Below are 20,254 nucleotides of genomic sequence, written 5' to 3'. Positions count from 1 at the left end.
AACGAAAGGGAAATCAACATGACAGCGACGAAAGCGCGCGCGGTGCGGTTCGACCACTACGGCGGGCGCGAAGTGTTGTACGTGGCGGACATCGATATGCCGGTGCCGGGCGACGGCGAGGTGCTGGTCGAGGTCCGCGCCGCCGGGATCAACCCCGGTGAGGCGGCGATTCGGGTCGGCGCGCTGGATGAGATCTTTCCCGCGACCTTTCCTTCCGGTGAGGGCAGTGACCTGGCCGGTGTCGTCGTCGCGGTCGGACCCGGGGTGACCGGCTTCTCGGTCGGCGACGAGGTGCTCGGATTCAGCCTCCGCCGATCCAGCCACGCCTCGCACACGGTCGTCCCACAGGACCAGCTGATTCACAAACCGCCGCAGCTGAGTTGGGAAGCTGCGGGCTCCCTCTACGTCGCAGGGTGTACGGCATACGCCGCGGTGCGCGCGGTCGACCCTCAGCCGGGTGAGACGGTCGCGGTCTCAGCGGCGGCCGGAGGGGTGGGCAGCCTCGTCGTGCAACTGTTGACCTTGCGCAAGGCGCGAGTGCTGGGCATCGCGTCGGCCGGCAACGCTGACTGGCTGCGCGCGCATGGCGTGGTTCCGGTGAAGTACGGCGACGGTCTGGCCGCCAGACTGCGGGAAGCCGCACCGGACGGAATCGACGCGTTCATCGACCTGTTCGGCCCGGACTACGTCCAGCTCGCCGTCGACCTCGGGGTGGCGCCGCAGCGGATCGAGACGATCATCTCGTTCGAGAAGGCCGGCGAGGTCGGAGCCAAGACCGAAGGCAGCACCGACGCCTCGACCACGGCCGTGCTGTCGGAAATGGCGGACCTGGTCGCCACCGGGGCAATCGATTTCGACATCGCCGCCCGCTATCCCCTAGACCACGTCGCGGATGCTTTCGAAGAGCTCGAGCACCGGCACACCCACGGCAAGATCGTTCTGTTGCCGGGTTCGGTCAGTTGACGCCGGCTTGGACGATCCTGACCACGACCAAAACGCCGGCAAGAACCAGATAAGCACGCAGAGTGAACAGCCCGACACGGCGGACAGGCGACATAACGGGCCGTTCCAGGGTCGCTAATGGAGGCGTGGTCCAACTTGCGCGGACCTTGTCGCGGAATGCTTTGCGTTCGGCCCGAGTCAATTTCGTCAGCTGGTCGAGCTCTTCTACTTGGTCGAGATCCAGCGCACCGAAAGGCACGGTGTCTTCCGACTCGCGTCGGTCGGCAAACCAACCGATTGCGAAGACGATGGCGGCGCCGACAATGCCGAGCATGGCACCGATGACGAGACCGCTCTCCAGAGTTACCGTGGGCAGCTTGGGGAAGAATGTCACCGCCGTCAACATCAGCGACAGCACCACCAGTGACCAAACGATCATCCATGCGAAAGCGTTCTGGCGGAAGCTGTTCACCCAGGGACCCAGCACGGGCCGGTCGTTGCACAGCAGGACCAGAAACACCGTCGCCGACGGCAGCAGGACACCGGCCAGGGCCTGTACTCCTTGGGTGATCACACCCAGGACGTGATCGGGGCTGAACGCGACCGCGCCCGACACCGCGAGCAGCGCGGCGTAGCTGCCGTAGAACAGTGGGGCCTCACTGATCTTCCAATGCAACGAATGTGGCCTACCCACAGCATCACCGAGCGCGTAGGTCGTCGACAGCCCGATGGTGTTCGCACCAATCAGCGACGCGTCCAGCAGGATGATGGCGAACAGCACTCCGACCGTGTGCCCGACGTGGTGCGACAGCTGGGACGTAACCGCCCCGGCGTCGATGAAGTTGCCTGCGTCGGGGGTACCGCCGAGCCCGAACGCGGTGGCTGCCATCAGCGCGACCGCCCCGGACATGACCCCGACGATGCCCATGGCCAGATCAACTCGACCGTAGGGGATCCAGCGTGGCGTGATTCGTTTATCGACCACGCTGGACTGCTGGAAGAACAGCTGCCACGGCGCCACCGTGGTGCCGACGATCGCCATGATGACCATCAGCACGATGGAGTCGGGTTCGCCCGGCATCGACGGCACCAGGCCGTGGACACTTTCGCGCACGGTGGGGTGCACCGACAACACCACCGGGATCACCGCCACGTTCGCCGCGATCAGCACGAACATCAGCCGCTCCCAACGACGGAACGAGCCACCGGCCACCACCGCGAACAGCAACACCGCGGCCACCGGGATCGCGATTGCTTTGGGGCAGCCCAGAAATCCGAGCGCCATCGAAACCCCGATGAATTCGGTGACAATCGTCAGCACGTTGAGAATCACGAGGTCGCCGATGCTGAACGCGCCCCAGAACTTGCCGAACCGTTCAAAAATCAGCCTCGCGTGACCCACCCGCGTGACCGCCCCCAACCGCAGCACCATCTCCTGGTTCACATAGAGCACCGGGATCATCAGTACCAGCGTCCAGAGCAGGTTCATCCCATAGTTCTGCCCGGCCTGTGCGTAGGTCGCCACACCACCGGCATCGTTGTCGCCGATCATCACGATCATTCCGGGCCCGCAGATGACAAGCAGCATCCGTAGTCGTTGCCAGCGGCTGCCACCCGTCCCGACGGTGTCCCGAGTGATGCGGCCGAAGGCGCCGACGATGTCGCCGACGTGCGCCGAATCCAACGCCGCCCCGGACGTGTCGGTGATCGGCGGCGCGTCCACGCGGATCTCGGCAGTGATGAGAGTCATCGGTTTGTCCCCTCCTGAACCAAGGTCAGACGACGGTTATCCGAGGCCGGCCTGGACGATCTTGACCACGACCATCACGCAAGCAACGACGAGGTAGCCGCGCAATGTGAACAGCCCCATCCGGCGCAGCGGTGACATAACCGGCCGGTCCAGCGTCGCCAGTGCGGGAGTCGTCCACCGTGCCCGGACCTCATTACGAAACGCTCTGAGTTCCCTGCGGGTCAGCTTCGGCAGTTCTTCCAGTTCTTCCACCTGGTCGAGGTCCAGCGCACCGAACGGCACGGTGTTTTCCGCGTTGCGTCGCTCGGTGTACCAACCGACCGCGAAGACGGCCGCAGCACCGAGCACGCCGATCACGCCGCCGACCGCGAGACCGCTCACCAGCGTCGCGGTGGACAAGTGGGGGAAGAACGTCACCGTCGTCAACATCAGTGACAACACCACCAGCGACCAGACGATCATCGACGCCACCGCGTTTTGCCGGAAGCTGTTCGCCCACGGCCCCATCACCGCACGGTCGTTGCACAACAGGACCAAAAACACCGTGGCCGAGGGCAATAGCACGCCGGCGAGAGCCTGCACGCCTTGGGTGATCAGCCCGAGGACGTGGTCAGGGCTGAACGCGACCGCAGCCGATACCGCCAGCAGCGCGGCGTAGCTGCCGTAGAACAGCGGCGCCTGCGTGATCTTCCAATGCAGCGAATGCGGCTTGCCCATGGCGTCACCGAGCGCGTAGGTGGTGGCCAGCCCCACGCAGTTGGCGCCGATCAGTGATGCGTCCAACAGGATGATTGCGAACAACACGCCGATGCCGCGCCCGGCGTGATCCGACAGGTGGAGCGCGACGGCTCCGGCGTCGGTGAAGTTGCCGGCGGCGCTGGTACCGCCGAGACCGAACGCGGTGGTCGCCATCAGCGCAATCGCCCCGCCCATCACAGCGACGATGCCGATCACCAAATCGGCCCGCCCGTAAGGGATCCAGCGCGGTGTGATGCGCTTGTCGACGACGTTGGACTGCTGGAAGAACAACTGCCACGGCGCAACCGTGGTGCCCACAATCGCCATGATGACCATCAACACGACGGAGTTGGGTTCGCCCGGGAGCTGGGGGATCAGTCCGCGTACGCTGCCGCTGACGGTCGGATGCACCGACAGCGCAAGCGGGATGATCGCGATGTTGACGGCAATCAGTACGAACATCAGTTGCTCCCAACGGCGGAACGAGCCACCGGCGACCGCCGCGAACAGCAATACGGCCGCGGCCGGTATCGCGATGGTCTTCGGGCAGCCCAGGAATCCGAGCGCCAGCGACACGCCGATGAATTCGGTGACGATCGTCAACGCGTTGAGCAGCAGCAGGTCACCGACGCTGAATGCACCCCAGAACTTGCCGAACCGTTCGAAGATCAACCGCGCGTGGCCGACCCGGGTGACCGCCCCCAACCGAAGCACCATCTCCTGGTTCACATAGAGCACCGGGACAAGCAGCGCCAACGTCCACAGCAGGTTCATCCCATAGTTCTGCCCGGCCTGCGTGTAGGTCGCCACACCACCGGCGTCGTTGTCGCCGAACATGACGATCAGTCCGGGCCCCGTGATGACCATCAGCATCCGAAGTCGCTGCCACAAGCTGCGATTCGTGCTCGTGGCATCGCGCCGGATACGACCGAACGCGCCGACGATGTCGCCGACATGCGCCGAATCCAGTACCGCTGACCCATTGGGGACGGCCTGCGGGCCGGTGTCGAGCGCGGTGCTGCTCCTCGGCAGCACTTCGACGGTCGTCTCAGTGGAGATGGAAGTCATCGGCCTCTCGCTCTCTGGAAGGGGGTGGGGTCAGTCGGCAGTCGACGCGCGCGCGGCATCGCCGGCCGTCGAACGGTCGAAACGGTCTGTGTGATAGTCAGTTACAGGTGCTCGCGGGGGCGGCGACCAGCTTTTTGCCGATCCTGCTGCGGTAGTACGACCAGGGCGGACGGTGTTCGGTTGGGGTGCCCACCATCTGGTCGAGCAGGTTGGTGGCATGCAGCGCCACTGCGACTTGGCGCTGGACGTGCCCTAAGTCGCTGAACGCGCGAAACATGTCATCGCTGCCGGCGCGGGGAACGGTGCTCTCCGAGAGCAGCTCCAGTGCGCCCATAAGGGCCGCCCGGACATCTCCGCATGCCCGGTGGATCTGACGCTCGGGGTTGGGTGTTGCCATTAGCTGCTCCCTTGATTCGCCTGGGTAACAAGGAATTCCATGATCGTCTCCTGCTGGGAGCCCGACCAACTGGCACCAGGCATCACCACCGCAGTGCGAATCTGGGCGCGCTTCATCACCCTGCGCGCCGAGTGCGCGCAGGCTCAACCGAAACAGCGTCCTAGAAAGGCTCAGGCGGCAGAAAGAATGCCGTGACCGGATCGGGACGAAACGAATATTGAACTCGGATAAGGACTATCGCTCGGACTCATCTCGCCCTCACCTCCTCACGGCCAGGACACACGGGGGTGTCACCACAGTGCACGCACAGGAGGGGATTTGCCGCCCGACGGCAAGCCGACGGACACGCACCCCTCTCGTCGGAGCTTCGGCACTGCACGGCGTATCCGGACCTTCATCCGGAAGCCACTTGGGCTCAACCCTTAGGCCGGGAAGAGCTGTCCTGACCCGGGGCGTCTCTCGACGTTCGGGGTCAGTGGCCTGTATCCGTGCAGACGCCTCACCTACCGAGGTGCTTGCCGGTCCATCGTGGCACCGGAAGCCGAGCACGTCAAACGTTCTTTCCAAAAAGGTCGCACCGCACAGCGAATTCACAGCGTCGCACCGGATCGGCAGTCGTCAGGCGGACCACGCCCGTCGGAGCGCCTAGGCTCGCGGGCATGCCCATCACATTGCTGGACCGCCGAGTAGTGGCGGCCCTCGACCGCATGTACACCGAAGCGCACGAACAGATGCCACTGTTGCGCGAGAAGCAAGGCGAGTTGCATCGCTTGTCCTCGGCCAGCGCGCAGGAGCGCGCCGACGCGATGAGCGCTTTCTACATACCGGTGACGCCGCAGGCGGGCCGGCTGCTGTACTCGTTCGTGCGGGCCGCCCGCCCGACGACCATCGTGGAATTCGGTATGTCCTTTGGTATTTCGGCTATTCATCTCGCGGCGGCGGTGCGCGACAACGGCACTGGACGAGTGGTGACCACCGAGCTCAGCGCGGACAAGATAGCCGCTGCCAAGCGCACGTTCACCGAGACCGGATTGGACGACCTGATCACCGTGCTGGAAGGAGACGCGCTTTCCACGCTTGCCGACCTGGAGGTGCCGGTCGATTTCGTGCTGCTGGACGGCTGGAAGGAGCTGTACCTGCCGGTGATCAAGCTCCTCGAACCGCGGCTGTCAACCGGAGCCCTCGTCGTCGCCGACAACACCGAGATGGCGGACACCCAGCCCTACCTCGACTACGTCCGAGCCGACGAGAACGGCTACGTGAGCGTCAACTTCCTTGCCAGGGACAGCGACAGCATGGAGATCAGCTGTCGGGTCGGTGCCTAGCCCGCGCTACCTCAGCGACTCCTCGAGCCACGGCGTCAGCCACCTCACGCCTTCGGCGGTGAGATGTACGCCGTCGCTGCGCACCTGGATGCCGTCCACTTTGGCGGTGTACGCGCCTTCCGGGCACAACTTCTTGTTCAGGTCCAGCATCCCCACACCGGCGCGCTGCGCAATCGTCCTGCGCAGCAAAGCATTCCACTGGTTCACCCGGTCGGGTTGATCCTCCGGATACAAGCTGCCGTCCGGGCGTTCGCCGCGCCGGCTATAGGGCAGGTTGGCAACGGTCAACGGAGCACCGCTGGCGCTGAGGATATCCACCGCGCGCCGCAATTCGCCGGCCAGATAGGCGTCGAACGCGGGCTCCCCGATATGGGTCCACCGGCCCTCGTTGACCCGGTCGACGGTTTCCCAGCGGCCGACGATCAGCAGGATGGCGTCCGGCCGGTCCCCCGCGATCGCGGAAGTCCATCTGCCCGGCCACGACTCGCATTCGGTTTTCTGGTCCAGGGTTTGGCCGAAATACCGGTAGGGGCCGCCGCGCACGAGGCTGCAACCGATGACGGTGTGGTCGACGAAATGAAACCCGGGTGTCGAGGGCAGATAATGCATCAACGTCCAGCCGATCGAATCGCCGAACACCGAAACGGTGAACGGCCGGTGTGGATCTCGCTGCGCGATCGCCCGCGCGGGCTGGGGTTCGCCCGGCGGTGACGGCGAAACCACAGCGACCGACGAGATGCCCGGCGGCAGGCTCGCATCGGAAGCCCCGACCGGACCGACCGGGACGATCAACATCGTCACCGCGGCCGCGGTCGCAGCGGTGGCCCCGGCCAACGGCAGCAGCGGCACCAGCACCGGCCGCCACTTGCGGACCGGTTGCTCGATCAACCACCACGACGCCGCCGACACCGCCAACGTGGCGGCGCAGCGCACGCCGAACAACAACAGCCCGGTCCAGCCGGTCCGCTCGCCGTTGAGCACCAGAAAGATCGGCCAGTGCCAGAGATAGATGCCGTAGGAGATGGTGCCCAGCCACACCAGCGGGCGCCAGGCCAGCACGACGGCGACCGGCCCGCGCTGCTCCAGCGCCACCGGCGCGATGACCATCACGGCCGCGACTGCCACCGCGATCAGCAAACCGCTGCGGAACTCGCGAGCGCTGCCGGTCGCGTAGTGGGCGGCCGCGGCCACACCTGCCAGGCCGATCACCGGCAGCAGTCGAGCTGTCCAGCGGCCCCACCGAGAGCGAATCAGCGACCAGCCGCGGTTCAGCGCCGGCCAGTCGCCCACCAACAAAGCCGACGCCGCAGCGCCGACCAGCAGCGCCTGTGCCCGGGTATCGGTGCCGAAGTAGACCCGGTCACGGGTGGCATCGGAGGCAAACACGATCGCCGCCGCGGCCGACACCAGCGCGCCCAGCGTGGCCAGCACGACAACGGCCAGCCGGACCCCGCCCAGCGTCGCCCACCTGCCGCGGCGTCGCGCACGCGCCGCCAGCGTCACCGCCACCGCGATCAGCAGCAGCGGCCACACGATGTAGTACTGCTCCTCCACGCCGAGCGACCACGCGTGCTGCAGCGGCGACGGCGGCGCACCCTGGCTGAAATAGTCGGTCTTGTCCGCGACGAACATCCAGTTGGCCATCCAGAAGAAGGTGGCGACGGCGTCGTCGCGCAGCCCGGCAACCGCCTCCGGCGCAAAGACGCGTCGCCCAACCGCGACGATCAGCACCATCAACACCAAGGCGGGTAGCAGCCGCCGGGCGCGTCGAATCCAGAAGCCGCCCAAGTCGATACGCCCGCTGTGTCCCAGTTCGTCAAGCAGCAGCGAGGTGATCAGGAAACCGCTGAGCACGAAAAACACGTCCACACCGAGGAATCCGCCGGACATGCCGGGAATGCCGCCGTGGTCGGCGAGCACCAGCGCGACCGCCAGTGCGCGCACGCCGTCCAGCGCCGGAATGCCGGAACGGTATCGGGTGCGGTGGCTAGTCCGCGCAGTCGCGGTCGGGGCGATCCATCGGCGTCGGCGCACAAAGCGAACCGGCGCGGAGTAGACCCCGGCCGGTCCCATGCTGACCTTTATCGCACCCGGACCGCTTGCCTGGCCGGTGCCGTCGTTGTCGCCGATACGTCGATGCCCCTCCCTGCCGGAACATCGTCAGTTTAGGTGCGGATAAGCCGCACAACGGGGACGACACGCATGGTCCGAGCGCTTATGAGGCGGTAGCCTTTTCGGGCGCGTAGCCCAGCGTGCTCTTGATCTCCAGGTACTCGTCGAAGCCGAATTCGCTCCATTCGCGCCCGTTGCCGCTGTGCTTGTAACCACCGAACGGCGCGTTCATGTCGAAGGCGTGGTTGATCGTCACCCAGCCGGCACGGATCTTGCGCGCCACCGCGCGGGCCTTGTCCAGGTCGGCTCCCGAGACATAGCCGGCCAGGCCGTAGTCGGTGTCGTTGGCGAGCTCGATGGCCTGATCGATGTCGTCGTAACCGAGCATGCACAGCACCGGCCCGAAGATTTCCTCGCGGGCGATCGTCATGTCATTGCTGACCCCGGCGAACACCGTGGGCTTGACGTAGTAACCCTTTTCCAGTCCGTCCGGCCGCCCCGGGCCGCCGACGACGACGGTCGCGCCCTCGTCGAGGCCCTGCTTTATCAGGCGCTGAACCTTGTCGAACTGCGCCTTGGACGCCACCGGGCCGATCGCGTGGCTATTGCTGGGGTCACCGACGGCCACCTGCTCGGCGGCCTCGCGCGCGATGGCGATCGCTTCGTCCATCCGCGAGTTCGGTACGAGCATGCGCGACGGCGCATTACAGCTCTGCCCGGAGTTGAGCATCATGTTGACCACACCGCTGCGGACGCTGGTCACGAATTCGGCGTCGTCGAGGACGATATTCGGGCTCTTGCCGCCGAGCTCCTGAGTCACCCGCTTCACCGTCGGCGCGGCATTCTTGGCCACGTCCACACCTGCGCGGGTCGAACCGGTGAACGAGACCATGTCGATGTCGGGATGGCTGGCAAGGGCCACGCCCACCCCGGCGCCATCACCGTTGACCAGGTTGTAGACGCCGGCCGGTACACCAGCCGCGTCCATGATCTCGGTAAAGATGTAGCCCGAGTACGGCGCAACCTCGGAGGGTTTCAGGATCATCGTGCAGCCCGTCGCCAACGCCGGGTACACCTTGACGGCGATCTGGTTCAGCGGCCAGTTCCATGGCGTGATCAGGCCGCAAACACCGACCGGCTCCTTGACCACCAGCGTCGCCCCGTGCTGTTCCTCGAACTGGTAATTCTTCAGCACGTCGATGGCCGTCACGAGGTGACCGAGGCCCAGTTGGACCTGCGGGCCCGAGGCCAGCGAGGCCGGCGCACCCATCTCCTCGCTCACCGCCGCGGCGAGATCGTCGGCCCGCTTTTGATATTCCGCGAGGATCGCCTGCAACAGGTCCAGGCGCTCCTCCCGGCTGCTTTGCGACCAGCTGGTGAAGGCCTTGCGCGCCGCATCGACCGCCTTGTCGACGTCTGCGGCGGAGCCCAGCGAAATCTTGCCGGAGACTTGCTCGGTGGCGGGGTTGTCGACGTCCAGGGTCTTGGGCTCGACCGGATCGACCCACTGGCCGTTGATGTAGAACTTCGTGTATTCGCGCATAGAGTCAGCCTCCTCTACTGTGTGCCCTCGGCGTACCAGGTTCGAAATTCTGCGTAGTTCGGCATCTCCTCGGAGTTCGCCTTCGGGTCGATGCAGACGTGCACGACGGCGGTTCTGCCGCTGGCATAGGCCCGCTTGATCGCGGGGCCGATCTCCTCTTCCTTCTCGACGTATTCGCCGTGGCAGTCCAGGCCTTCGGCGATCTTGTCGAAGCGCACGTGTTTGCTCCAGTGCACGCCGGGCTGCGGGGACGGCTGCTCGAAGGTGCGCTTGTAGACGCCGACTTCGAGGCCCCACTGGTGGTCGACGCCCACGACGCACACCAGCGGCAGTTTGAGACGCGCGGCGGTCTCGAGTTCGGCGATGTGGAACAGGAACGACGAGTCACTGGTCACCAGCATGACCGGTCGCTTCGCGCCGTCGGCCACCGAAGCGCCCACCGCGTAGGGCAGCCCGGTGCCGAGGTGGCCGAAGTTCTGGTTCCAGAGCACGTCGTGCGGCTTGGCCTGCGAGTAGGTCCACTGGAAGATCACGGTCGCTCCGCCGTCGCGGACCATGATGCCGTCGCTCGGAAAGGCTTTGGTCGCCTCGACGACGAACCGGGCGGGATGGATGGGCGTCTTGCCGCTCGGCGCGCTGTCGGCCGACTCGGCGAGTTTGTCCGCATCTTGTTTGATCCAGCGTTCGAGATTCTCGGAGGGTTGTCTCGGATGTTCTCGGAGGGCGTCCACCAATTGCGGCACGACACCGCGCAGGTCGCCGACCAGCGCCACGTCGACCGGGCGGTTCACGCCGATCGCCGTCGGATCTTGCTCGACGTAAATCCATTTGCGCGTCGCGTTGTTGTCCGCCCAGTGGCGGGTCTTGCCGTAGTGCACCGGCTCGCCGAGCTCGGTGCCGAGCGCGACGCACAGGTCCGATGTGACCACCGCCTCGACCGCAGCGGGTGAAAAGCCGTAAGGGAACGTGCGATCCTCGAGTCCCGCGATGAACGACGTGCCGCCCGACGTCTGGATCACCGGGCATGCCATCAGGTCGGCGAGCGCCTTGACCGATTCTGCGGTGCGCGACGTGTGCACGCCGTGGCCGACCAGCAGGATCGGACTCTCGGCCTGGCGGATCAAGGTCGCGGCCTCGGCCACCTCCAATGCGCCCGCGGTCTGGTTGACGAGCCGATAGGCGCTGGGCGGCAAGGGGTCCGGCACGTCGAGTTCTTCGAGGAGCACATGCGCCGGATACTCGATATACGCCGGGCCGGGCGTGCCGGACATCGCACGGCGAAGCGCCTCGTGGACGATCTCGTCGGTCTGGTCAGCGTATTCGATTGACGCGCTGTATTTCACCGACGGCGCGAAAAGACCTTCCTGACGGACGAATTGGATCCGCCCGCGGCGCACCCGCCGTTCGGTGATGCGTGCCCGCTGACCGCCCAGATACACCACCGGGGAATTCTCCACCTTGGCGCACATCATCGCCCCAGCCAGGTTCGCGACGCCCGGGCCGAGTGTGCCGATGCACAGGCCGGGTTTGCCCGTCATACGCGAGACGGCCTCGGCCATGAAGCCGGCGCTCTCTTCGTGATGCGGCGAAACCACGGTCCAGCCACGGCGTTCCGCTTCGACGAACATGTGGACGAAGTTCGGATCCGGGATGCCGAACAATGTGTTGACGCCCTCGGTCTCGAAGAGGTCGAGAATCCGTTGGTACACAGGCACACCCACGGTCAGTACTCCTTTTCTGGGGCGCGAGCGCTCGCGCTGATCTCGTCGAGGACGTCGGCCGTGTCGGCGCCCAACTCCGGGGCGGGTCCGGCGACACGGCCCGGGGTCCGCGAAAACCACGTCGGCACACCGGGAAATCGCACAGGGCCACGGGGGGTGTCCACAGTTTCGAAGAAGCCCACCGCGTTCAGGTGCGGATTGTCGAACAGCGCGTCGGGTGTGCGAAGCGGCGCGGCGGGTATTTCGAGCTCGCGGAAAAGCGTCAGCCATTCCTCGGTCGTCCGCTCCTTAAACGTTTCCGCTAGCAAGGCGTACACCTTGTCGATCTGGCGCGCGCGACGCTCGAGCGTGGCGTACAGATCGCCGGCCCAGGGCGGTCGCACGGCGTCGATGAAGGCCGACCATTGCTTGTCGTTGTAGATCAGCGCGGCGATGTAGCCGTCACTGGTGCGATAAGGCCGGCGGTTGGGTGCCACCGCGCGGGGATAGACCGCCGGGCCGAGGGGAGGGTCGAACATGGCGCCGTTGGCATGCTCGACGAGCATGAACGACGCCATCGCCTCGAACATGCTGACCTCCACCTCTTGCCCATCGCCGGTGCGCTGGCGGTGGAACAACGCCATCATCGTGGCGTACAGCGCCGTCAGCCCGGCGACCTTGTCGGCCATGATGGTTCCGACGAAGGTGGCTTCACCGGTCAGCTGTTCCTGGATCGCCGGTAGCCCGCATTCCGCCTGGATCGTGTCGTCGTAGGCGGGCAGATCCCGGTCCGGTCCGCGCCGGCCGTATCCGTAGCAATTCGTGTAGACGATCGCCGGGTTGATGCCGGCGACCTCGTCGTAGCTGAATCCGAGCCGCGCGATCGCCTTGGCTCGCATCGAGTGGATGAAGACGTCGGCTTTTTCGATGAGCGCGCGCAAGGCGGTTTTGCCGGGTTCTGACCGCAGGTCCAGTACCACGCTGCGCTTGCCGCGGTTGACATTGACGAACACACCGCCCATGCCCGGCGCGGGCCCGACCGAGATGTAGCGGGTGTTGTCCCCATCGGGTGACTCGACCTTGATGACCTCCGCACCCATGTCGGCCATGATCTGGGTGCAGTACGACCCCATCACCATCGCGGTCAGATCGACCACGCGTACACCTGCCAGCGGGCCCTTCCCGTTGCTCTGGCTATCCATGGCTGGCCGCCTGGGTGCGTCGTGCCACCTCGAAGCTGTAGCGGATGTGCTCGGCGTGACCGTCGGGAACGACCGGAAAGATCGACGGGGAGCCCATATTACGGACGGCGTCCAATTGTGCGCCGACGTCCTCGATCGACCACGAAGGGCGGTACACGCCGGGCGCCTCGGCGACGGCGACTCTGGCCACCCGCCCGGCGATGGCGGTCAGCATCTCGCCGGTGATTGAACAGGATTCGTGTGAGAGCCAGCCGACCACCGGTGCGACCAACTCGGGCCCCCAGGGCGGGTAGGCCGACGTGTCGATGCCCTCAGCCATTCTCGTCTCGGCGGCCGGGACAATGGTGTTGCATTTCACGTCGTCGGCCGCGCCCTCGAGCGCCACGACATTGGACAGCCCGATCACGCCCGCCTTGGCAGCGGCATAGTTTGCGACGCCGTGGTTTCCATACAGCCCACCGATCGACGAGGTCAGCACGATGCGGCCGTAACGGGCCTGACACATCAGCGGAAACGCAGGGCGCACAACATGGAAGGCGCCGCGGAGGTGCACATCCACGACCGCATCGAAGTCCTCGTAGCTCATCTCCTTGAGCGAGCCGCGCCGCACGGTGCCGGCGTTGTGGATCAGGACGTCGATCCGGCCGTAGTGGTCGAGCGCCGAGTCGATGATCGCCCTGCCGCCCGCGGCAGTCGCCACCGATTCGGTACATGCGACGGCTTCACCGCCGGCCGCGGTGATCTCGTGGACCACTTGTGCCGCGGGGTCAGGGTCGACGCCGTCGCCGGTGAGGCCGCCACCGGGATCGTTGACGACGACCTTCGCCCCCCTGGCGGCGAGCAGCAGCGCGTAGGCGCGGCCCAGGCCCCTGCCGGCGCCGGTCACGACGGCGACGCGATCATCGAACCTCAGTTCAGGCATTCAGGTTCCGAGCTCGAGGCCGTCGAGGTCGCCCTTGGCGCGCCATTCCTTCAGCAGGTCGTCAAAGACGTAGAACCCGGGACCGTATGGCTCGCCGAGTGCCGAACGGAAGCCTTCTCCGCCGCCGCCGCCCTCGTTGTTGTAATAGCCGGGGGTGCAAGCCAGTAGTTGCGAGTTGTCGAACGCGAGTTCACCGATTGTCCTGACCCAGTTGTCTTGAGCTTCCTGGCTGGGCTCCACGGTCGTCGCGCGGCGCGCTATTGCTTCGGAGATGATGTAGGCGATGTGTTCGGCTTGCTGCTCGAGCATCGCGGTGGTGTTGCCTGCCACGCCGCCCTGGATGAAGCCGGTGAAGAACTGGTTGGGGAAGCCCCGGCTGGTCATCCCGTGGAGTGACTTGTAGCTGTCGCGCCAGTGATCGAAGAGCGACACGCCGTCGCGGCCTTCGATCACGTCGACCGCGTACCGACGGCTGATATCAGTGGTGATCTCGAAACCGCTGGCGAAGATGACGCAGTCGACTTCATACTCAATGCCGTTGGCAATGATCCCGTTCTCCGTGAGCCGTTCCACGCCTTTGGATTCCGACACGTCGACTAGCGTGACGTTCGGGCGATTGAACGTCGGCAGGTATTCGTCGTTGCTGCAGGGTCGCTTGCACATGAACCGGTAGTACGGTTTGAGCGCTTCCGCGGTCGCTGGGTCCTCGACAAGCTCCTCGACGCGGCGCCGCAGCCGCTCCATCACCTTGTAGTCCTCTTCTTCGCGGATCGCCATGATCTGCTCGATGGTCAGTGATGCGGGATCGTCCGCGGCCGCGACCCGCGCGGTCAGGTTGCGCCCCAGCTCAGTCCAGAAATCGCAGACCAGATCGGGCTCGTCGAACACCACCCCGTCGCCCAAGGGCGACCAGCGGTGAAAGTTGCGCTTGCGTTCCTCCTGCCAGCCGGGCCGCAGGGAAGCGGTCCACTGCGGGTCGGTCGGCTCGTTGCCTCGCACGTCCACCGATGAGGGGGTCCGCTGAAAGACGTAGAGGTGCTTGGCGTCTCGGCCCAGGTGCGGAACCAGCTGCACGCCGGTCGCTCCGGTACCGACAAGCGCGACACGCTTGTCATGCAGCTTGTGGAGTCCGCCGCCCGAATCCCCACCCGTGTAGTCGTAATCCCAGCGGGCGGAATGGAACATGTGTCCTTTGAAGTCCTTGATCCCGGGGATTCCGGGCAGCTTCGGCCGGTTGAACGAGCCCTGTGCCATCACCACGAACCGGGCACGAATGTCGTCACCGCGATTGGTGCTCAACCGCCAGCGCTTGACGGTCTCATCCCACCGCAGCGCGCGAACCTGGGTGGAGAGGATCGCGCCGTCGTAGAGCCCGAAATGCTTTGCGATGCGCCGGCAGTGCTCATAGATCTCGGGGCCGTCGGCGAACTTCTTCGACGGCATGTAATCGAGTTCTTCCAGCATCGGTATGTAGCAGTAAGAGTCGTTGTCGCACTGGATTCCCGGAAAGCGGTTCCAGTACCAGACCCCGCCGAAGTCCCCGCCCATCTCGATGATGTGTACGTCGTCGACGCCTGCATTCTTGAGGTACGCGCCGGCCAGCAGCCCGGTGATGCCGCCGCCGAGCACCGCCACCTCGATGTCTTCTGAAATCGGGGTGCGCGGCGTCACCGGCGTGTGGGGATCGACCTCGGCGAATTCCGCGAAGTCGTCCGTGAGTTCCAAGTACTGCTTCGAGCCCTCGGGACGCAGGCGCTTCTCGCGTTCGAATATGTACTTTTCGCGCAGTGCATCGATGTCGATGTCGTCGGGCGTCTGCGTCGGTTGTTCACATTCGGTCATCGACCGTTCTCCTTGGAGAGCTCACGCGGTGCGCCGGTGCCCATGTACGCGGCCAGGTTGCGGTGCAGGTTGGCGGTGCTGCGCTCCATGTACGGGTTGGGTTTGGTGCCTTTGAAGCCAACGGATTTCATTCCCTGCTGTACCGCGGCCATGTTGGAGAAGTCCTGCGGGAACACCGTGCGCCAACCGGGGTCATCGGGTGGTGCGTACACCCATTCGGTGTGCGGCTCTTCACCTTCGGGGTAGAGCTCGTAGCACGACGCTTCAAATATGCAGCTGTTGGGGTCGTAGCCGTTGGGCCGGGCGCTGTAACAGAGCGCGGTCGTCAGACCCTGCCCGATCTGGAAGTTCGGGAAGATCTGCCAGGCGGTACCGCTTTTGGCCAGATGCTCGGGATCGATGCTCGGCCAAATCACGCCGCGGGCAGCGTCGTCACGCCGCGCAGCGGACAGCCAATGGTCGAGCACCTGGTCGGCGGGAGTGTCTTCCGGCAGTTCGTCGACCAGCCGCCGTGCCGCGTCCACCAGTGTCTTCGTTGTGGTGGCGTTGGTCTCCTCCAGCGTGTAGACCTGCATCTGCGCGGTCGAGACGCGCGGGTCGGTGCCACCGCCGAGCCGGATCTTGGACTTCGTCTCCTCCAGATCCTTCGGCGCGTCGTAACCGATGTTGCTGTGTTTTCCTTGTGCCTTGGCCCAGCCGCGGAAGCTGCTGAACTTGTTGAACTGCGGGTGGGTGGTGGCGACGTGGTAGGTCTCATTGAAAGCCTCCATCGCAACCTTCCAATTGCATTGGAAATGCAGCCATCTGCGCCATTTGCAACGCATGTTCTGCAGGCCGAACGGATCGAGCATGGTGGCGGCGGGCTCGAGATAGTCCCGCAGCGGCCCGCAGTTCGGATCCATGTTGATCCAGACCCAGCCGCCCCAGGTGTCGACGTTGACGCCGGCCAGGTGGGTGTTCTCGGCCGTCAGCGCGTCCTGCCAGTCCTGCTGCTCGGGAATGTGGGTGCAGCGACCGTCCAGGTCGTATGTCCACCCGTGAAATCCGCACACGAACGATTTCTTGTGTCCGCAGGCGCTTTTCGTGCGCTCCGGGATGTCGACCAGCCGGCGGCCGCGGTGCATGCAGACGTTGTGGTGAGCCTTCAGCGTGTCCGGACCGTTTCGCACCACCACAATCGAGTCGTCGAGGATGTCGTAGGTGAGGTAGCTGCCGATCTTCGGCAGGTCTTCCACCCGCCCGACCTGTTGCCATACCTTTCGCCACAGCTTGTCACGCTCGGCGCGGGCATACGCCTCGGAGAGATACGCCTCGACACCGATTGTCACCGGCTCGGAAAGCTCGGAAAGCTCCGAAAGGTCGGTCATTTCATGCTCCTTAGCGCCGCTCGGAAGGAGTCATCCTTGAGAAACAGTGAAGTGTTGTCGGCGTCCAGATGCGTCCACTTGAGGTCGAGGCCACCGTCCACCAGGAGTGTTTGGCCGGTGATATAGCTGGACAGGTCCGACAGCAAGAACAGGATGGCGCCGGCGATCTCCTCGGGACGTCCGCGGCGTCCCATCGCGATGGCGAGCCGGTCACGCTCGAGATCCTCGTCGACGTACGTCTGCGAAGCCGGCGTCTCGGTGATTCCGGGAGCGACGGCGTTGACCCGGATGCCGTCCAGCGCCAATTCAACGGCCATCGTTCGGGTCATCGCCACGACCGCGGCCTTGGCCGTGCCGTAGGCGATGTGAAACGGCGCGGTGTTCATGCCGCTGATCGAGGACAGTGAAACGATTGCCCCCGCACGTTTTCGCGCCTTCAACTCGGCGGCCATGGCCTGGCTCATGAAAAACGCGGTTTCCAAGTTGTGGGTGAACAGCTCGCGCCAGTCGGTGCGGGTGACCCGGGTCGACGGCATCCAGGTCGACGGTGCGGCGCCGCCGGCGATGTTCACCAGGCCGTGCAGCTCGCCGTCCGCGTGCCGGGCGCCGTCCAGGGCGGCTGCCACGCCGTCATCGGTGGCGACGTCGGCGGCCACCGGGACCACCGACAGTCCGTCGGCGATCAGCGGCCCGATATGACGGTCGAGGTTGTCCTGGCACCGGCTAACCGCAATCGCCGTCGCGCCCGCCTCGGCGACCATCCGCGTCACGGTCGTGCCGATGCCGCCGCCCCCGGCCCCGGCCACCACCACCACCCGGCCGTGGAGGCTCAGCAAGTTATCACCGGTCATATTTGTCTGGACAAGACAGTCTGGTGCGCATAATCGAGAATATGATTCTCTGCAAATGGCTAGGCGTCAAGGGCTGCTTTTCGGGGAGGTTTTCCCTATTGTCTGGACCACGCTTGGTTGCTAACGTGACCGGCTGAATCGCGGAGGTAATCGGATGCAGCAAGGCCGCTTCTCGGCGAGCGCCGAGCCCAGCGTCGCCGATGGCTGGCGTCTGGAGCGGCTCACGCCGCCGAGCCGGCTGTTCGGCGCCAACGGCCTGCGCACCGGTCCCGACGGCCGGGTCTACATAGCGCAGGTGACCGGCAGCCAGATCAGCGCCCTGGACGTCGAGACCGGCGAGCTGCAGACCATCAGCGCAAAGGGCGGTGACATCATCGCGCCCGACGACGTCGCCTTCGACCCGCGCGGAAACCTCTACGCCACCGAAGTCATGGACGGCCGGGTGAGCCTACTGGGCACCGACGGCCACGCCCGGGTGTTGCGCGACGATCTCCCGTCGGCCAACGGCATCACGGTCCACCGGGGCCGGCTGTTCATCGGCGAATGCCGGGAGGGCGGCCGCCTTCTCGAACTCGACCTGAACGGCGGCGCGCCACGGCTGCTGCTGGACAACGTGCCGTCCCCCAATGCGATGGAGGTGGGCCCCGACGGCTTGTTGTACTTCCCGGTGATGGGGGCCAACGAGATCTGGCGGATCGACCTCGACGGCGGTGAGCCGCAGCGGGTTGCTTCCGGGCTCGGCGTTCCTGACTCGGTGAAATTCGATTCCGCGGGCCGGATTGTGTCGACCCAGGTGCACAGCGGCCAAGTGTTGCGCATCGATCCGCGTACCGGGGAGCAGACGGTACTCGCCGACGTGAATCCGGGGCTGGACAACTCGACATTCGTCGGCGATCGGCTGTTCGTCTCGAATTTCACCGGCGAGATCACCGAGATCCTCGACATCGGCAAGACGCGGACGGTGTTGCCGGGCGGGCTGAACTGGCCGCTGGATCTGGCGATAGGCGCCGACGGCAACCTCTACGTCGCCGACGGCACCTACTTCTATGTTTTGCTTCCCGATCGCACGTTGCGGACAGTGGGCATGCTGTTCAGCCCCGGCTATCCGGGTTTTATCCGCGGCGTGGCTGCGGCCGGGCTGGGCGAGTTCGTCGTGACCACCTCAGGCGGCCAGGTATCGCGCTACCGTCCCACCGCCAGCGAAAGCGAAGTGCTCGCAGACGGATTCGATCGGCTTTACGGCGTGGCGCTGGCAGGGGATGCCGCCGTGGTCGCCGAACTCGGCACCGGGCGGGTGCTGTCCGTCAGGCCCGGCCACGTCGCGGTGCTCGCTTCCGGCTTGCGTGATCCGATCGGAGTCGCGATCGCCCCCGACGGTGCCTGCCTGGTATCGGAAGCTGAAGGCGGCCGGGTGGTCAAGCTGAACGGATCAGGCACGCAAACGGTGTTGGACGATTTGCGGCGGCCGCAAGGCATTTTGGTGCGGGGTCGGGAGTTGTATGTCGTCGACGCCGACGCCAAGGCGTTGATCGCATTTGATTTGGAGAATGCAACGCGGCGCACTGTTGCCGCCGACCTGCCGGTCGGCGCACCGCCCGGGGTGGTGCCCAAACCGCTCAAAGGAATGCCGCCGTTCTCCGGACCGCAAGGGCCGTTCGCCGGCATCGCGGCAGGGCCCGACGGGACAATCTATGTTTCCGCCGATGCGGACGGCAGTGTGCTCGCGCTGCGGCGAGAAGATCCTCATGGCTGACGCCCGACCGGCCGACCACCGCTATCTTCAGGTCGCGCGCACACTCCGGAAAGAAATCGTCGACGGGGTGTACCCGGTGGGCTCGCAACTGCCCACCGAACACCAACTGTGCGAACGGTTTTCGGTGAGCCGCTACACCGTGCGCGAAGCGCTGCGACGCCTGCGCGACGACAACCTCGTCGCCTCGCGGCCGCGGGCGGGCACGTTGGTCGTTCCGCGGCCGTCCTCGGACTCCTACATGCAGGACGTCGTCTCGATCAACGACCTGCTGGCCTTCGCGACCGGTGCGCAGTTCGCGATCGAGTCCACCAAGATGGTGCTGATCGATGACGACCTGGCCACACGGACTGGGCTGAGCCGTGGCGAAGAGTGGTTGGCCGTCCGTGGCTTCCGGCGGATTGAGGGCACCGACGTCCCGGTCTGCCGGACGGAGTACTACATCAACCGGGCCTTCGCCGCGGTGGGCCGGCTGCTGCAGCGCCATACCGGCCCGATCTTCCCGCTGATCGAAGACCTCTTCGGGTTGAGCATCACCGAGGTGCGCCAGGAGATCGCCGCGGTGCTGATTTCGGAAGAGCTGGCCGGCGAACTGAGCGTCGAGGCGGGATCGCCGGCGCTGGAAGTGCACCGCACCTACACCACGTCGGACGGCGAAGTCGCCCAGCTGACGATCAACACCCATCCCGCCTCCCGGTTCCGTCACTCGATGACGATGCGGCGTGTGCGCGGCTAGATTCGGGCG

The 20,254-nt window shown here is 65.5% G+C and carries 15 protein-coding genes and 1 riboswitch; of the genes, 4 read left to right on the top strand and 11 right to left on the bottom strand.

Translation table 11 applies throughout. From position 1 onward, the window contains the following. Positions 1-18: 18 nt before the first annotated feature. Positions 19-963 (top strand): NADP-dependent oxidoreductase, encoded by a 945-nt coding sequence (locus AWC06_RS17780; protein ID WP_085199315.1) that lies wholly within the window; start codon positions 19-21, stop codon positions 961-963. On the opposite strand, the gene AWC06_RS17775 is transcribed toward AWC06_RS17780, so the two are convergent. From AWC06_RS17775 to AWC06_RS17765, 3 genes are all read right to left on the bottom strand, one after another. Then, positions 956-2,692 (bottom strand): NRAMP family divalent metal transporter, encoded by a 1,737-nt coding sequence (locus AWC06_RS17775; RefSeq protein WP_085199314.1) that lies wholly within the window; start codon positions 2,690-2,692, stop codon positions 956-958. The two genes, AWC06_RS17780 and AWC06_RS17775, sit on opposite strands and share 8 nt — an antisense overlap. 36 nt (positions 2,693-2,728) lie before the next feature. After that, positions 2,729-4,498 carry an NRAMP family divalent metal transporter gene (locus AWC06_RS17770; RefSeq protein WP_085199313.1) on the bottom strand — a complete coding sequence of 590 codons (1,770 nt, stop codon included), beginning with the start codon at positions 4,496-4,498 and terminating at the stop codon, positions 2,729-2,731. A gap of 97 nt (positions 4,499-4,595) precedes the next feature. Continuing rightward, entirely contained in the window at positions 4,596-4,895 is a 300-nt protein-coding gene (locus AWC06_RS17765; protein WP_139820106.1) for a hypothetical protein, read from the bottom strand. Positions 4,896-5,239: 344 nt separating this feature from the next. Further along, a riboswitch (M-box (ykoK) riboswitch) is annotated at positions 5,240-5,413 on the bottom strand. A 141-nt stretch (positions 5,414-5,554) separates the two neighbouring features. Between AWC06_RS17765 and AWC06_RS17755 the strand changes: the two genes are divergently transcribed. After that, on the top strand, positions 5,555-6,220 hold the full coding sequence (locus tag AWC06_RS17755) for an O-methyltransferase (RefSeq protein ID WP_085199311.1): 666 nt from the start codon (positions 5,555-5,557) through the stop codon (positions 6,218-6,220). Positions 6,221-6,226: 6 nt separating this feature from the next. Here the strand turns inward: AWC06_RS17755 and AWC06_RS17750 are convergent, their stop codons facing one another. From AWC06_RS17750 to AWC06_RS17715, 8 genes are all read right to left on the bottom strand, one after another. Further along, positions 6,227-8,293: an acyltransferase family protein gene (locus AWC06_RS17750; RefSeq protein WP_085199310.1), complete on the bottom strand. Its 2,067-nt coding sequence runs from the start codon at positions 8,291-8,293 to the stop codon at positions 6,227-6,229. A 142-nt stretch (positions 8,294-8,435) separates the two neighbouring features. Beyond that, a complete protein-coding gene (locus tag AWC06_RS17745) occupies positions 8,436-9,875 on the bottom strand; it encodes an aldehyde dehydrogenase family protein (protein WP_085199309.1) in 1,440 nt (479 codons plus the stop codon). A gap of 14 nt (positions 9,876-9,889) precedes the next feature. Continuing rightward, positions 9,890-11,596, bottom strand: coding sequence for a thiamine pyrophosphate-binding protein (locus AWC06_RS17740; protein WP_085199308.1), 1,707 nt, complete (start codon positions 11,594-11,596; stop codon positions 9,890-9,892). Positions 11,597-11,598: 2 nt separating this feature from the next. Further along, positions 11,599-12,777, bottom strand: coding sequence for a CaiB/BaiF CoA transferase family protein (locus AWC06_RS17735; protein WP_085199307.1), 1,179 nt, complete (start codon positions 12,775-12,777; stop codon positions 11,599-11,601). Next, positions 12,770-13,699: an SDR family NAD(P)-dependent oxidoreductase gene (locus tag AWC06_RS17730; RefSeq protein ID WP_085199306.1), complete on the bottom strand. Its 930-nt coding sequence runs from the start codon at positions 13,697-13,699 to the stop codon at positions 12,770-12,772. Before AWC06_RS17730 ends, AWC06_RS17735 begins: the two co-directional genes overlap by 8 nt. Then, positions 13,700-15,541, bottom strand: coding sequence for a flavin-containing monooxygenase (locus AWC06_RS17725; RefSeq protein ID WP_085199305.1), 1,842 nt, complete (start codon positions 15,539-15,541; stop codon positions 13,700-13,702). Next, entirely contained in the window at positions 15,538-16,908 is a 1,371-nt protein-coding gene (locus AWC06_RS17720; RefSeq protein ID WP_085199304.1) for an aromatic ring-hydroxylating oxygenase subunit alpha, read from the bottom strand. The genes AWC06_RS17725 and AWC06_RS17720 overlap by 4 nt, the downstream gene beginning before the upstream one ends. Further along, positions 16,905-17,759: an SDR family NAD(P)-dependent oxidoreductase gene (locus AWC06_RS17715; protein WP_085199303.1), complete on the bottom strand. Its 855-nt coding sequence runs from the start codon at positions 17,757-17,759 to the stop codon at positions 16,905-16,907. The genes AWC06_RS17720 and AWC06_RS17715 overlap by 4 nt, the downstream gene beginning before the upstream one ends. Before the next feature lie 154 nt (positions 17,760-17,913). Here AWC06_RS17715 and AWC06_RS17710 point away from each other — a divergent pair, with 154 nt between their 5' ends. Together AWC06_RS17710 and AWC06_RS17705 are read left to right on the top strand one after the other, a co-directional pair. Then, a complete protein-coding gene (locus tag AWC06_RS17710) occupies positions 17,914-19,512 on the top strand; it encodes an SMP-30/gluconolactonase/LRE family protein (protein ID WP_085199302.1) in 1,599 nt (532 codons plus the stop codon). Further along, on the top strand, positions 19,505-20,245 hold the full coding sequence (locus AWC06_RS17705; RefSeq protein WP_085199445.1) for a GntR family transcriptional regulator: 741 nt from the start codon (positions 19,505-19,507) through the stop codon (positions 20,243-20,245). Before AWC06_RS17710 ends, AWC06_RS17705 begins: the two co-directional genes overlap by 8 nt. Positions 20,246-20,254 lie beyond the last annotated feature (9 nt).

Source organism: Mycobacterium fragae (assembly GCF_002102185.1).
GTDB classification, from domain to species: Bacteria; Actinomycetota; Actinomycetes; order Mycobacteriales; family Mycobacteriaceae; genus Mycobacterium; species Mycobacterium fragae.
Note: the sequence above shows the minus strand (reverse complement) of the source record. Positions and strands in the feature narration are given on the sequence as shown.

Coding starts and splice junctions, on each gene's coding strand:
- AWC06_RS17780 (WP_085199315.1), top strand. CDS start 19: ATGACAGCGACGAAAGCGCGCGCGGTGCGGTTCGACCACTACGGCGGG.
- AWC06_RS17775 (WP_085199314.1), bottom strand. CDS start 2,692: ATGACTCTCATCACTGCCGAGATCCGCGTGGACGCGCCGCCGATCACC.
- AWC06_RS17770 (WP_085199313.1), bottom strand. CDS start 4,498: ATGACTTCCATCTCCACTGAGACGACCGTCGAAGTGCTGCCGAGGAGC.
- AWC06_RS17765 (WP_139820106.1), bottom strand. CDS start 4,895: ATGGCAACACCCAACCCCGAGCGTCAGATCCACCGGGCATGCGGAGAT.
- AWC06_RS17755 (WP_085199311.1), top strand. CDS start 5,555: ATGCCCATCACATTGCTGGACCGCCGAGTAGTGGCGGCCCTCGACCGC.
- AWC06_RS17750 (WP_085199310.1), bottom strand. CDS start 8,293: ATGGGACCGGCCGGGGTCTACTCCGCGCCGGTTCGCTTTGTGCGCCGA.
- AWC06_RS17745 (WP_085199309.1), bottom strand. CDS start 9,875: ATGCGCGAATACACGAAGTTCTACATCAACGGCCAGTGGGTCGATCCG.
- AWC06_RS17735 (WP_085199307.1), bottom strand. CDS start 12,777: ATGGATAGCCAGAGCAACGGGAAGGGCCCGCTGGCAGGTGTACGCGTG.
- AWC06_RS17730 (WP_085199306.1), bottom strand. CDS start 13,699: ATGCCTGAACTGAGGTTCGATGATCGCGTCGCCGTCGTGACCGGCGCC.
- AWC06_RS17725 (WP_085199305.1), bottom strand. CDS start 15,541: ATGACCGAATGTGAACAACCGACGCAGACGCCCGACGACATCGACATC.
- AWC06_RS17720 (WP_085199304.1), bottom strand. CDS start 16,908: ATGACCGACCTTTCGGAGCTTTCCGAGCTTTCCGAGCCGGTGACAATC.
- AWC06_RS17715 (WP_085199303.1), bottom strand. CDS start 17,759: ATGACCGGTGATAACTTGCTGAGCCTCCACGGCCGGGTGGTGGTGGTG.
- AWC06_RS17710 (WP_085199302.1), top strand. CDS start 17,914: ATGCAGCAAGGCCGCTTCTCGGCGAGCGCCGAGCCCAGCGTCGCCGAT.
- AWC06_RS17705 (WP_085199445.1), top strand. CDS start 19,505: ATGGCTGACGCCCGACCGGCCGACCACCGCTATCTTCAGGTCGCGCGC.